The 13,549-nt window shown below is 68.1% G+C and carries 12 protein-coding genes; all 12 read right to left on the minus strand.

The features are described from left to right. Positions 1 to 639: 639 nt before the first annotated feature. The 12 genes from gspD to CR919_RS12965 all read right to left on the minus strand — a co-directional run bounded on the left by gspD (position 640) and on the right by CR919_RS12965 (position 13,388). Positions 640 to 2,853 carry a type II secretion system secretin GspD gene (gene gspD, locus CR919_RS12910; protein WP_099820345.1) on the minus strand — a complete coding sequence of 738 codons (2,214 nt, stop codon included), beginning with the start codon at positions 2,851 to 2,853 and terminating at the stop codon, positions 640 to 642. A 9-nt stretch (positions 2,854 to 2,862) separates the two neighbouring features. After that, positions 2,863 to 3,651 carry a general secretion pathway protein GspN gene (locus CR919_RS12915; protein ID WP_099820346.1) on the minus strand — a complete coding sequence of 263 codons (789 nt, stop codon included), beginning with the start codon at positions 3,649 to 3,651 and terminating at the stop codon, positions 2,863 to 2,865. Beyond that, a complete protein-coding gene (gene gspM, locus CR919_RS12920; RefSeq protein ID WP_243380155.1) occupies positions 3,641 to 4,354 on the minus strand; it encodes a type II secretion system protein GspM in 714 nt (237 codons plus the stop codon). The genes CR919_RS12915 and gspM overlap by 11 nt, the downstream gene beginning before the upstream one ends. Beyond that, positions 4,335 to 5,504 (minus strand): PilN domain-containing protein, encoded by a 1,170-nt coding sequence (locus CR919_RS12925; protein ID WP_099820348.1) that lies wholly within the window; start codon positions 5,502 to 5,504, stop codon positions 4,335 to 4,337. Before CR919_RS12925 ends, gspM begins: the two co-directional genes overlap by 20 nt. Further along, a complete protein-coding gene (locus CR919_RS12930) occupies positions 5,501 to 6,364 on the minus strand; it encodes a type II secretion system protein GspK (RefSeq protein WP_099820349.1) in 864 nt (287 codons plus the stop codon). Before CR919_RS12930 ends, CR919_RS12925 begins: the two co-directional genes overlap by 4 nt. After that, complete coding sequence (locus CR919_RS12935) at positions 6,361 to 6,993, minus strand: type II secretion system protein J (RefSeq protein WP_099820350.1); 633 nt, start codon at positions 6,991 to 6,993, stop codon at positions 6,361 to 6,363. Before CR919_RS12935 ends, CR919_RS12930 begins: the two co-directional genes overlap by 4 nt. Then, positions 6,990 to 7,409: a prepilin-type N-terminal cleavage/methylation domain-containing protein gene (locus tag CR919_RS12940; protein ID WP_099820351.1), complete on the minus strand. Its 420-nt coding sequence runs from the start codon at positions 7,407 to 7,409 to the stop codon at positions 6,990 to 6,992. Before CR919_RS12940 ends, CR919_RS12935 begins: the two co-directional genes overlap by 4 nt. Beyond that, complete coding sequence (locus CR919_RS12945) at positions 7,406 to 7,900, minus strand: GspH/FimT family pseudopilin (RefSeq protein WP_099820352.1); 495 nt, start codon at positions 7,898 to 7,900, stop codon at positions 7,406 to 7,408. Before CR919_RS12945 ends, CR919_RS12940 begins: the two co-directional genes overlap by 4 nt. A gap of 6 nt (positions 7,901 to 7,906) precedes the next feature. Beyond that, a complete protein-coding gene (gspG, locus tag CR919_RS12950) occupies positions 7,907 to 8,350 on the minus strand; it encodes a type II secretion system major pseudopilin GspG (protein WP_032951922.1) in 444 nt (147 codons plus the stop codon). Positions 8,351 to 8,399: 49 nt separating this feature from the next. Continuing rightward, on the minus strand, positions 8,400 to 9,620 hold the full coding sequence (locus CR919_RS12955) for a type II secretion system F family protein (protein ID WP_089238681.1): 1,221 nt from the start codon (positions 9,618 to 9,620) through the stop codon (positions 8,400 to 8,402). Between the two features lie 24 nt (positions 9,621 to 9,644). Next, a complete protein-coding gene (gene gspE / locus CR919_RS12960) occupies positions 9,645 to 11,366 on the minus strand; it encodes a type II secretion system ATPase GspE (RefSeq protein ID WP_099820353.1) in 1,722 nt (573 codons plus the stop codon). 135 nt (positions 11,367 to 11,501) lie between these two features. Continuing rightward, entirely contained in the window at positions 11,502 to 13,388 is a 1,887-nt protein-coding gene (locus tag CR919_RS12965; protein ID WP_207761036.1) for a S8 family peptidase, read from the minus strand. Positions 13,389 to 13,549: the final 161 nt, after the last annotated feature.

Below are 13,549 nucleotides of genomic sequence, written 5' to 3' on the forward strand. Positions count from 1 at the left end.
TGTCGGTGGCCACAGCGTAGCATCGGGTGGGTGTCGGCCGGGTTGCACCCGGCACCCGCAGAGGCCGCAGCAACGGCAACAGCAACAGCCGAAGCGGGTTTCCTGTGGGTCGGCCGGGTTGCACCCGGCACCTGCAGAGGCCGCAGCAACGGCAACAGCAACAGCCGAAGCGGGTTTCCTGTGGAATGGCGGGGTGCGTCCGGTTGCGGGGGACGCCGTAAATACGTCCCTGTAGGCTCGGTCGCGCCATCCATGGCGCTCACGCCCCCGCCACCGGACACACCCCGCCTTCGACAGTTTTCCGCGAACTGTCGGAACGACTCCTGGGGTCAGATCCGTTTTCCGCAGGAAAACGGATCTGACCCCAGAATTTCATTCGATATCTGAAAGAGATTCATCCACGCATGGCGTGGATCTACTGGCCACCGGCCAACTGTCGAAGGTGGGGCACTGTGGGTTTGCGGGGTGTGAGCCGCATGGATGCGGCGACCAAGCCTACATGGACGTATTTACGGCGTCCCCGCAAACCCACAGTACCCCGCCCTCCCCCAGTAAACCCGCTGTTGCTGTTGCTGCTGCCGAAGCTTCAGCTTCGGCTTCGGCTTCGGCGGGTGCCGGGCGCAGCCCGGCCGAACCCCCTTACTTCTTTGAGCCCGGCTGGTTCAGCGGCTCCATCGCGCGGAAGCGCTGGCTGTATTCGTCGGTCAGGTTGCGTGCTTCCTGGCCGTTGCGGACGATGGTCGGGGTCAGCAGCACGATCACTTCCGAACGACGGCTGGTGCGGCTCTTCTGGCCGAACAGTGCACCCAGCACCGGAATCCGGCTCAGGCCGGGAATGCCGCTGCTGCCATCCGTGGCCGAATCGGTGATCAGGCCGGCCAGCATGATGGTGTCACCGCTCTGCACCGCCGCCTCGGTGGCCAGCTTCTTGGTGGAGATGCGCGGGTTGCAGTTGCGCTCCTGCGGATTGCAGTTTTCCGGCACGTCCGATGCGCTGCTGATCTCCTGCACGATATCCAGGAACACCGTGCCGTCGCGGGTTACGCGCGGGCGCACCTTGAGGATCACGCCGGTGTCGATGTACTGCACCGAGCTGTAGCTGCTGGTGCCGATGCCGGTATTGACCGTGGTGGTGTTGATCGGCACCTTGTCGCCGACGTTGAGGGTGGCCTCGGCATTGTTGCGCACGAACACCGAGGGCGTCTGCAGCAGGCGCACGTCGGTGACCTTGTCCAGCGCACTGACCACGGCGGCGCCGTTGTGGCCGGTGAACGCCCAGTTGGCACCGTCGGTGCCGGTCACCGCGCCGGCGAAGGTGTTCCAGGAACCGCCGGCCATCGCCGGCAGTGACAACCCGGACAGCGCACCGGTCAGCGCGCGCCCTGCCACGGCGTTGTCGAAGTACCAGTTCACGCCGTACTTCAGGTCGCCGGTCAGCCCGACTTCGGCCACCTGCGCTTCGATGTGCACCTGCAGCGGCATCACGTCCAGCTTCTCGATCACTTCGCGGATCGAGCGCCACGCCTGCGGCGTCGAACGTACCAGCAGCGTGTTGGTTTCCTCCACCGCCGACACGCCGACACGATCGCCTTCCACTTCCAGGCTGATGCTGACGTTGCCCGACTGGCGCTGCGGCAGGTTCAGGGAACCGGAGCTGCCGCCGCCACTGCTGCCGCTGCTGCCACCCACCGTGTTGTTGAAGCTGCTGCCGTTGTTGGCGTCCATGCCGCGGTCGCCATCGCTGCCCAGCTGCGACGGAATGGCGCCCGGCGCCAGCGATGCCGAGCCGGCGCCGCTACGGTTGCCGCTGCTGGCGAAGGCTTCGCTGAGGCGTTCTGCCAGGTCGCGGGCCTTGATGTAACGCAGTTCATGCGAGAACAGGCGCGCGCTGCCACCGGCGGTATCGATGCGGTCCAGCCACTGCTGGATCTGGTCCAGGTAGCGCACCTGCGGGGTGATCACCAGCACGGCGTTGGCGTTTTCCAGCGGCAGGAAACGGAACATGCCGGCGCTGGGCGTCTTGCTCTCTTCGCCGAACACCTTTTCCAGATCGGCCGCGACCTGCTCGGCCTTGCCGGACTGGATCGGGAACACGCCCACCGACATGCCCGAGAGCCAGTCGACGTCGAAGATTTCGACGGTATGCAGGTAATTCTCGAGTTCGGCACGGGTGCCGCCCAGGGTGATCACGTTGCGGCCGCTGTCGACGTTGACGATGGCATTGGGCCGCGCATAGGGCTCCAGCACCTTCTTCATCTCGGTTGCGGAGATGAACTGCAGCGGCACCACGCGCACTTCAAAGCCGCGTGCGCTGGATGCGGGCGCGGTGCTCGGTGCCACGGTGCCGGCCAGTGCCTGGTCGGCGGCGACGATGTTGTAGCGGCCACCGCTGTAGACCATGCGGGCGTTGTTCCAGCCCAGCACCATCTCCAGCAGGTTCAGTGCCTGTGCCGGCGACACCGGCTTGGGCGTGGCCAGGGTCACCGTCCCCTGCACCCCGGGGGCGATCACGTAGTTCTGGCCGAGCATGTCACCGAGGATGGCCTTGACCACCGCGTGTACCGACTCGCCTTCGAAGTTGAAGGTGGCTTCGCCGGAGCTGGCCGCATGCAACGCAGGCGACGGCTTGCGCGCGGCCTCGCGGTTGATCATGGTGCCGGTGCCTCGGCGGATCACCGCCTGCGGCGCGCCTTGGACCCGATCGGCCGCATCGGTCTGCGCATCGTCAGCCGCCTGACCGGCGCTGGCCGATGGCTGCAGGTTGCCGTTGCGTTGCACATGCGGGGCGGACACGGTGCTGCAGCCGACCAGCAGCGTCAGGGCAAGGGACCAGGGAAGAAAACGCAGATTCATGCATTCACTCTATCGGTTGGTGCCATCGCCCGGGGGCGGCGACGGTTGTTGCTGCTGTTGCTGCAGCTGACGGCGGCGGGCCTGGATGCGTTCGCGGATGGCCTGCATCTGCGCTTCGCTGGGACCGTTGGTGTTGGCAGGGGGTGCGGCGGCCGCAGCCGGTGCAGGCGACGCCGGCGCCACGTTGCCATCGCTGGCACGGGGGTTGGGCAGGGTCTGGCTGGGCGCCGGCGGTGGCGGCGGCGGCGGAACCACCGCGCCGGGTACAGGCGGCGTGCCGTTGGCCCCGCGCAGGACTGTCGGTGCTTCACCGCCCTGGCCATTGAACACGGCCAGTTCCAGCACCTGGCTGCCACTGGAGCCGATCACCGTAGCCTGGCGCGGTTCCAATGCGACCAGTTGCCAGCCATCGACGGCATCACCATTGAGACGCAGGCGCAGCGAGCGGCCCTGCTCGGTGGTGAAGGTGGCCATGCTGAAATCACGGGTGAGCAGCACGCCGGTCAGGCGCAGCGCGGGACTGGCGGCGGCTTCGCTGCCGCCCAGCAGATACGGGCGTGGCTTGCGGTCTTCGGCGAACAGGGGCCGTTCGCTGATCACGCTGTAGCTGTCTGCGCCGGCCATGCGTTCGGGCGCCAGCACCGGCAACGCCGGCAGCGCGGCCTGGGCGTCGCCTTCTGCGCTGACCGTGGGCAGCTGGCTGCCAAGACCGAAGCCGGTGGCCAGCCAGGTCGCGGCCGCCCATCCGGCCAGCGCCAGCAACAGTCCGGTGCGCAGGTTGATCTGCTCAAGCTTCATCGGCCACCTCCTGCGCATCGGCAGCCGGCTGCTCCGCCGGTGCCGGTACAGGTGCCGGCGGCGACACCACCGGCGCCGCTGCAGGCGGCGTGGCCACGGGCGCTGTGGAGGAATCGGCGGCCGCACCCGGCAGCAGGTAGCCGGCCAGCTCGAAGGACACATCCAGGCCGAGGCCGGATTCGTTCGGCGATTGCTGGAAGCGCTGCGCGATCAGGTTGAGGTTGTCCACGAACAGGCGCGGGCTGCCGGTCTCCAGGCTGTGCAGCACAGTGGCCAGTTCCGCCACGCCACAGCGCAGGCGCACCTGCATCGCCACGCGGACGAAGGCGGCATCGCGACGGTTGTCGCTCAATGGCGTGCGGTTGCTGATGGTGCAGCTGCGGTTGCCCGGGCTGGCCATCGCCACCGCATCCTGCAGGCGCGCACCGAGCGCGGCCGCAGCGGCTTCGGCGGTGGCTTCCTGCAGGAACCCGGGGCGCTGCTGCAGGGCGTCGCGGGTTGCGCGCAGCCGCTGTTCGATCTGTGGCTGCTGCTGCAGCTGCGCCTGTACGCGCTGCTGGCGTTCGCGCAGGGCAGCGGCATCGGCGTCGATCTCGCGCAGCGGCTGGGTGAACCACGGGTGCACCAGCAGCAGGTAGGCCAGGCCCAGCACTGCCAGCAGCAGTGCCAGTGCCAGCCAGCGGTCACGGCGTGCGCTTGGCATCGGCATGGGCCGCCTCCGTGGTTTCAGTCGGGGCAGATGCCGGCACAGGGGCCGCCGCAGGCAATGGCTGCAGTTCGGCGGTCAGGGTGAAGCGGTCGCGGCCACTGGCGGCACCATCGGCCTGCAGCACGCCGGTAAGGTTCACCTTGCGCCATTGCGGCGCGTCCTGCAGCAGCGGAACCAGCTGCGATGCTTCGCTGCTGAGACCGATCAGCTGCAGGCTGTTGTTCTCGATCGCCAGTTTTTCCAGGTAGGTGCCATCGGGCAGGCGGCGGGTCAGTTCGTTCCACACTTCGACGGTACTGGCGCGTTGGTTGCGTTGTGTTTCCAGGAACGCCGCTCCGTCCAGCAACGCCTGCAGCTGGCTGCGCTCGCTGGCGACACCACGCGCGCTGCGGGCACTGCGCTCGACCTCTTCGCGCAGTGCATCGACAGCAGCGCGGCGGTTGTCCAGCAGCTGCATCGCCGCCAGCACCAGCATCACCAGCGCCGCTACGGCAAGCAGCAGGTTCCAGCGCCGCATCGGGTCCGGCCGCTGCTGACGCTGCGCGGGCGGCAGCAGGTTGACCTGCAGCGTGCGGCCCTGTGCATCGATCGCGTCGACTCCGGCCAACGCGTCAGCCCAGTCGCCGATCTGCGCGCGCCAGTCATCGAGCTGGCGCAGCGGCCAGGCCACCAGCTCCACCTGCAGCAGGCCTTCGCCGGCACTGCCCAGTTCACGGATGTCATAGCTGACCTGGCTGGCTTCGAACGGTGTCTGCCGGTCGATCTCGTAACCGACTACCGCACGCAGGCGGTCACCGGCGGCGGCGGGCAGACGCAGCGTGCGCCGCAGGACCTGCCCGGCGGGCAGCAGCCACACCCGTGGCAGGCTGCGCAGGCGCGGCTCCAGCACGCGGTCAAGGTCCGCCGGTTGCAGCGGCCACGGAAGACGGGCCACGGGCTCGAGGCCGTCACCGGTTTCGCGCCAGACCTGCAACTGCCCGTCTTCGCACTGCAGCAGCAGGCGGGTCTGCGACCAGCCCAGCGCCCATTGCCAGCGCATCGGCACCCAGGCCAGCAACGACTGCCGCCACCAGCGCAGGAAACGGCCGGCACCGGGGCCGATCTGGCCCTGCACCTGCCGCAGACTGTCCTGCCAAGCCGTCATCTTGCTGCCATTCCCTGCTCCCAGCGAAGCACTGTGTAGGTCCGGCCGGGCACCCCGCCCGATCCGTTGCGCACCACCGCCTGCAGCACCGACAGGCGTCCGCTGCCGTCAGTGGCGCGGGACTCGATACTATAGGTGCCACTGCCGCTGGCAAGCGCCGATGCACCCGCAGCGTTATCTCCGTCACGCTCCTGCTGGGCGCGTTGCGCCAGCAGTTGTTCCGCATCCAGGCCCATTGCCGTCAACACCGGACCACTGGCGAAGCGTGGATCCGGGCGCGCCTGCCGGCTGTAGAGCGTCAGGTGCGGCAGCATCGCGGCGTACAGCGACCCGCGCATTCCCAGCACCCGCTGCAGTTCGCCCAGGGTTTCAAAGCGCTTGTTGCGCGGGCCATAGGGCAGGCCTGCGGCGGCGTACTCGGGCGCCTCGGCACCGCCACCGGGCTGCAGCAGGCTGTCTTCGTCGCGCCAGTCGATGATCGCACCGGCCAGCTGCCTGGCGGTTTCAGCCGGCTCGCCCAGTGCCTGCATGAATGCGGACAGCAGCGCCGCATCCGCCAGGTTGAGGTTGATCTTGCCGTTCTCGTCCAGCACCCGGATCTCGATACGGGCGTCGTCGAACTGCCAGCGATAGGCGCGGCCGTCGGCCTGCCACGGCGGACGCTGAGGATCTGGCTGCAGCCGCAGCAGCGCGTATTCCAGGCCCGCGCGCGCCCGCTCCTGGCCACGTGCATCGTCACCGAGCACCCGCTGCTGCAGGTGCTCGACCCGTGCGCTGAGCGCAAAGGCGCCGACCAGCGCGGTCATCAGCGCGATCAGCCACAGCACCAGGACCAGCGCGGCACCGCGTGCACGCTTCATCGCGCGCCTCCACTGCCGCCGGCGCGCAGTGCCACCACCAGCGGCGGCCACGGCGTGCCCCTGCCTGGCACCACCTGCACTTCCACCAGCAACGGCAGGCGCCGGGTGTCATCCCAACGGGGCAACCATTCGGTCATCTGCCCGTTGCTGGCGTCGACACCGCGATAGCGCAGCCGTACGTCCTTCAAGTCCTCCGCCAGCACTTCGGGCGGGCGCGGCGGGTTCTCTTCGATGCGCTCGCCTTCCTGCAGCAGTACCAGCTCCAGCAGCAAGCGGCGGTGGCCAGCTGCGCCATCCACCTGCAGCGCATGCAGGTACGGGCCGCCGCGACCGAGATAGCCCGGCAGATCGGCAACGAATTTCATGCCCTGATCGTCGCCCTGGAAGAACACCGGTTCACGGGTGGGATCGGGCACTTCCAGCGGGCTGCGCAGGGCGCTGGCGAGCTGGCGCCGCAGCAGGGCCTGCACTGCGCGCATGCGTTCGCTCTGCGCGGCAATCTGCTCACCGCGCTGGCTGATCGCCATCGCCGAGCGCACGCTGGCGAACGCCAACGCCAGGCCGCCGGCCAGCAGCACCGTGGCCAGCATGACTTCGATCAGGGTGAAGCCGCGCGCTCGGCGCCTCATCGCGCATTCTCCAGCGCGGGCGGCAACAGACGCAGGCTGCGCCAGCGCAACTGCTCGCGCTCGCTGTCGCCCCAGCGCACCTGCAGCTGCAGTTCCGCCAGCCACGGTGCACCCGGCGACTGCGCAGCGGGCAGCGCACCACTGCGCGGCTCGGCCCAGGGCTGCACCTGCAGCTGCCAGTGATAACGCCCCTGCTCCCACTCGCCCTGCTGGCTGCCCGCCTGCAGTGGCGCTTCCACGCCAGCGGCCGCCAGCAACGACTGCGCGTGCAGCACCGCGCGTGTGCGCAGCTCGGCATCGCGCACCTGGCGCGCGCCACCGGACAGGCTGCCCAGCAACAGCGTCAGCGCCAGCCCAAGCAAGGCGAAGGCAATGATCACTTCAAGCAGGGTGAAGCCACGGGCGCGCGACCTCATTGCGCCCGCCACGGTCCGGAACGGACTTCACCGGTCAACCAGCCCACATCGATGCGCCACTCGGCGCTTTCCAGCTGCAGGCGGATGCGGCCGCCACTGGAGCCGCCGTCGGGATGGAATTCGATCACGCCCTGGCCGGGCGCGGTGGCCAGCTGCGCGGCACCTTCAAACTGCACCTTCAGCTTGGCCGGCACTTCACCGTGGCGCTGGCTGGCGCCCTGCCAGCGATGCTGTGCCGGTTCGATCACGAAGCGCTGCGGCTCGCCGCGGGCAATCGCCTGCGCGCGCACCATGCGCAGCTGGTTGGCGATGTCCTTGCCGGCACTGCGCAGCTGCATGCCGGCAAAGCCGCGCGACATGCCAGCGGCAGTGATCAGGCCGATGGCCGCGATCAACGCGATCACCAGCAGCATTTCCAGCAGCGACAGGCCCGTCGCGCGCCTGCCGTGCAGGCGCGGGCGGGACACCCGGCGCGGCAGGAAAAGCAGCATGCGTGCTTACGGCTGGTAGCGGATGTCAGCGTCGACGCTGCTGCCGCCGGCCTTGCCGTCCTTGCCCAGGCTGATCAGCTCATACGCCTGGCCTTCGCCCGGTGCGCGGTACTCCAGCGCGTGGCCCCACGGGTCGTTGAGGTCGGCGGGCTTGGCATACGGGCCCAGCCAGCCACCGACGCCGGCCGGTGCGGTCACCAAGTCGTTGAGCGAGGCAGGCAGCTTGCCGGTGTCGATCTGGTAGTTGTCGACCTTGGAGGCAACGGTCTGTACCTGCGCCTTGGCGATGTTGGCCTTGCCGCGATCGGCGCCGCCGAGCACGCGGCTGGCGACCAGGGTCAGCACCGCGCCGATCAGCACGATGACGATGATGATCTCCAGCAGGCTCATGCCCGACTGGTGGCGTGCGGCGGTGAAGGAAAGGCGGATCGGTCGACGGGAAGCAATCATGGTCGGTCCTTTCAGGTACGGGATGTCGGGGTTGCGAAGGAGGCCATCGTCAGCCGATGGCGTTGGTGAGGTCGTACAACGGCACCAGCACGGCCACGATCACCGCGCCGACCACCGAGGCCAGCACCAGGGTGATCGCCGGCACCATCGCCGCCAGCAGGCGGTCGATGCGGCGGGCACTGTCCTGTTCGAAAGTATCAGCCGCTTTCAGCAGCATGGTATCGAGCGCGCCGGACTCCTCGCCGACCTGGATCATCTGCAGGGCGAGCCGGGGAAAGCGCTTGCCACGCGACAGCGCCAGCGACAGGCCGGTGCCGTTCTTGACCTCGTCGGCGGCGGTTTCCAGATCGGCCGCCAACGCGCGGTTGCCGAGTACGTTGCGGGCGATGCCCAGCGCCGCCAGCAGCGGCACGCCGTTGCGCAGCAATGTCCCCAGGGTGCGCGCCAGCCGCGCGGTTTCCAGTTCGCCCAGCAGGCGGCCGATGCCGCGGCGCTGCAGCAGCCAGCCATCCAGCGCCAGCCGGAACGCGGGCTGCCGCGCCTTGCGTTCGAACAACAGCAGCAGCACACCCGGCACCACCAGCAGCAACACCCACCAGTCACGCACGAACAGGCCCAGCTGCAGCACCAGGTTGGTGAACCACGGCAACGCCACGTCCAGGCTTTCGTACATCTGTGCGAACTGCGGCACCACATAGCCCAGCAGGAACAGCAGCGCGCCGCCCACCACCACCAGCAGGATCGCCGGGTACACCAGCGCGTTGATCACCTTGCCCTGCAGCGCACGGCTGCGTTCGAGGTAATCGGCCAGGCGCTGCAGCGTGTCGTGCAGGCTGCCACCGGCTTCGCCAGCGCGCACCATGTTCACGTACAGGCGCGAGAACAGGCCGTGCTGGCGTTCCAGCGCGGTCGACAGCGGCGCGCCACCGCGCACCACGTCGCGGATGTCGGTGATCGCGCGGCGCGAGCGCTCGTCTTCGGGCAGGCTGAGCAGGATCGACAGCGCGCGGTCCAGCGGTTGCCCGGCACCGAGCAGCGTCGCCAGCTGCTGGGTGAACTGCAGCAGTGCCGCCCCCTGCAGCGGACGCTGGCGGAACAGGCCGCGCAGGCTGCTGCCGCCAACCGCCCCGCCGTCGGCCAGCTGCGTTTCCATCGGCAGATGGCCCTGGTCCTGCAGGCGCGCGACCAGCTCGGCCTCGCTGGCCGCTTCCATCTGCCCGTCGAAGATCTCGCCGTGCGTATTGAGCGCCTTGTAGCGATAGTTCGGCATGTCAGCCCCTGCGTCCTGCGCGCATCAGCCTTCCTCGGTCACGCGCAGGACTTCCTCGAGGGTCGTCTGCCCGCTCAGGGCCTTGCTCAGGCCGTCCTCGTACATGGTGCGCATGCCGGCTTCACGGGCGATGCGTTCGATCTCGCCCATGCCATCGCGACGCATCACCGCACGCCGCAGCGCGTCGTTCATCACCAGGAATTCCATGATGGTGGTGCGCCCCAGGTAGCCGGTCGGCGCCAGCGCCGACGGCTTCGGCCGGTACAGGTGGATCGTTCCCTGCGGCTGCAGGCGACGCAGGTCGAAGCGCTCGATCTCTTCCGGCGAGGCTTCGTAGCGCTCGGCGTGGGTCGGCTCCAGCCGGCGCACCAGGCGCTGGGCGAGGATGCCGTTGATGGTGGAGGTGAGCAGATAGTCTTCCACGCCCATGTCGAGCAGGCGGGTGATGCCGCCCGCGGCATTGTTGGTATGCAGCGTGGACAGCACCAGGTGGCCGGTCAACGCCGACTGGATCGCGATGCGCGCGGTTTCCAGATCACGCATTTCGCCGATCATGATGATGTCCGGGTCCTGGCGCACGATGCTGCGCAGGGCATTGGCGAAATCCAGCCCGATCTGCGGCTTGGCCTGGATCTGGTTGATGCCTTCGATCTGGTACTCGACCGGATCTTCAACGGTGATGATCTTGACGTCGGCGGTGTTGAGCTGGCTCAGCGCGGTGTACAGCGTGGTGGTCTTGCCCGAGCCGGTCGGCCCGGTCACCAGCAGGATGCCGTGCGGCTGTTCCAGCACCTTGCGGAACTGCGGCAGGAAGGCATCGGTGAAGCCCAGCCGGTGGAAATCGAACACCACCGTCTCGCGATCGAGCAGGCGCATCACCACACTTTCGCCATGCGCGGTGGGCACCGTGCTGACACGCAGGTCCAGTTCCTTGCCCTGCACGCGCAGCATGATGCGACCGTCCTGCGGCAGGCGGCGCTCGGCGATGTTGAGCCGGGCCATGATCTTGATGCGGCTGATCACCGCAGCAGTCAGGTTGGCCGGCGGGCTCTCGCCTTCAACCAGCACGCCATCGACGCGGTAACGCACTTTCAGCCGGTTTTCGAAAGGCTCGACGTGGATGTCCGAGGCGCGCAGTTCGACCGCGCGCTGGATCACCAGGTTGACCAGGCGGATCACCGGCGCTTCCGAGGCGAGATCGCGCAGGTGCTCGATATCGTCCACTGCACCGCCTTCGCCATCGGCGGTTTCCACGATCGCCCCCATCGCGCTGCGGCCTTGGCCGAACCAGCGCTCGACCAGATCATCGATCTCCGCGCGCATGCCCAGCAGCGGTGTGACCGGCACACCCAGTGCCAACTGCACGGCCTGCTGCGGGTAAGGATCGTGGGCGTCGGCCAGCCACAGCTGCACGCCGTGTTCATCCAGCGCCAGCGGGCATACATGGAACTGTTTCAGGAAGCGCAGCGACAGCGGCAGGCCTTCGGCCAGTGCCTGCGGCGGCGATTCAGGCAGCTGCCGTCCTTCCAGCAGCGGCAGGCCCAGCACATCGGCGCTGGCCTGCGCCTGGTCACGTTCGGACACCAGTCCCAGCCGTACCAGCAGGCCAAGCAGGCTGCCACCGGACTCGGCATGCAGCGGCCGCGCACGCGCCAGATCTCCTTCCTTGAGCCGACCACGTGCCAGCAGCGCATCGAGGATGCGGCCTTCAGTGTCGTCGATGGCGGTGGCAGCGAGCGCGTTCACGTGACTCTCCTGTCGATCGTCCCGACTTTAGCAGTTAAGCCGTGGTTTCCACCCGCTCCGATTCCTCTTTCGTAAAAAGACGAAGCCCGTCACACAGGTGACGGGCCGCGCTTATTCATTTACGACAGCCCGTTATTACTGGGTCGCCAGGATGCTCACCCCGCTGTAAGCGGCCTCACCCACCACCTTGATGTAGTAGGTACCGGCCACCGGCTTGGCCACGCGCACGGTTTCGGTATTGCCCGGGCGGGTCGACTTGGCATCGTTGTCGGTCGCGGTGGGCACGCGACCCTGCGCCAGGTACACCGACACATTGCCGCTGCCGCCGTAGGTCAGCACGCTCAGCGTCTTGCCGGCCGCCGCTTCGAAGGTGTAGACGGTTTCGCTGGCGGCTGCACCGGCCAAGCCACCCACGGTCACCTTGTTGGTCAGCGGAATGCCTTCCGGCTCGCAGTTCTCGGTGCACGGCTCCTTCAGCGCGGCATCCAGCGCGGCCTTGGCATCGAGGATGCCGCTGCCGATCGGGGTCGCCGCCGGGATGGTCACCGGGAACTTGCGCGCGCTCTGCTTCAGCAGCGTTTCCAGTGCGGCCGGGGCCAACGGCTCCTTGCCCTTGGCGATCAACGCGCTCTGCACCATCGCGGCCACCGCGGCAACGTGCGGCGAGGACATCGACGTGCCGCCCTTGCCCATCAGCACCCACTCACCGGCGTCCGGGGTGGTTTCCGAACTGGAACCGACCTGCCAGATGTAGCCGTTCGGGTTGCCGTCGACGCTGCCGCCACCGCCCGGGGCCGACAGGTCAACCGCGGTGCCGTAGTTGGAGTAATAGGTGATGCCACCGGTGACACGGGTCGCACCCACCGCCACCACGTTGTTGCAGCTGGCCGGACGGTACTTGGAGGCGTTGTCGGTTTCGTTGCCGGCCGCGACCACCACCAGAGTGCCGCGCGACACGGCGCCGTTGATCGCATCCTGGTAGGCGGCATCGCAGGCGCCGCCACCGCCCAGGCTCATGTTGATGATCTCGGCCGGGTTGGTGTTGGCCGGAATGCCCGGCACGGTACCACCGGAGGCCCAGGTGATGGCGTCACTGATGTCGGCCAGGGTGCCGCCGCACTTGCCCAGCACGCGCACCGGCAGCACCTTGGCCTTGTAGGCCAGGCCCGCCAGCGCGCTGCCATTGTTGGTCACCTCGGCAATGGTGCCGGCAACGTGCGTGCCGTGCCAGGAACTGCCTTCCGGTTCGGAGCCGGTGTAGCACTCGTTGGCCGTTTCCACCCAGTCACCGTAGTCGGTGGCGCCCGGTGCGCGGCCGTCGTTCGGGCGGCGCGAGGATTCCTTGTCACTGATGAAGTCGTAGCCTTCCAGCAGGTTGCTGCCGAAGTCCGGCACGCCCGGCAGGATGCCGGTATCGAGCACGGCGACCACGATACCCTCGCCCTGCGAGAGATCCCATGCGGCCGGGGCGTTCACACCACCGGTGGCGTTGAAGAAGTTCCACTGGTACTGCGCGTAGTTGGGGTCGTTGGGCACCAGTGCCGGCTGCGCGTTGGTGGCACGCAGGTCCGAACGCTGCAGGCGCACGTTGGCCACCGCGTACTGCACCGACGGATCGGCATTCAGTTCAGCCAGCACCTTCTGCATGTCGGCCGCGCCCAGCTTGGACTTCAGGCGGATCAGGTCGCCACCGGCACCGAGCTTGCGCTCCACCAGGGGGGAGAGTGCCGCAGCACGGCTGGTGGTGCCGCTGCTGACGATGGCACGCGACAGTGCCGACTGCACCACCGACAGCTTGGTCGAACGATCGCTGGCGGCAGCAGTGCCGTTGCGGTACTTCACGATGATGCCGTCCACGCTCTGCTGGGCAGTGCTGGCCACGCGTGCCGGTTCCTTGGCCACGCCCGGCTTTGCCGCATGCGCCGCACCGACGCCGACAGTCAGAGACAGCATGGCGGCAGCCAGCACATTGATGCGAAGGGTCTGCTTCTTGGTCACGTTCGAAATCCTCTTCAAGGTCATGGTTGAGCTTTCCTTCTCCGCCCGTTGCACGGACGGAGCTCACTACGGCCATCACTCCCTGCGACTGCCCTGGCTGGCCCACCAGGGTTGCCGTGCCACGCCCCTTTGGCGCTCACTGCTCGACGTGCCGATGGGGTTGCCCACCGGCACGTTGTTGCGCA

It is taken from the genome of Stenotrophomonas sp. LMG 10879 (genome assembly GCF_002750935.1).
GTDB lineage: Bacteria > Pseudomonadota > Gammaproteobacteria > Xanthomonadales > Xanthomonadaceae > Stenotrophomonas > Stenotrophomonas lactitubi_B.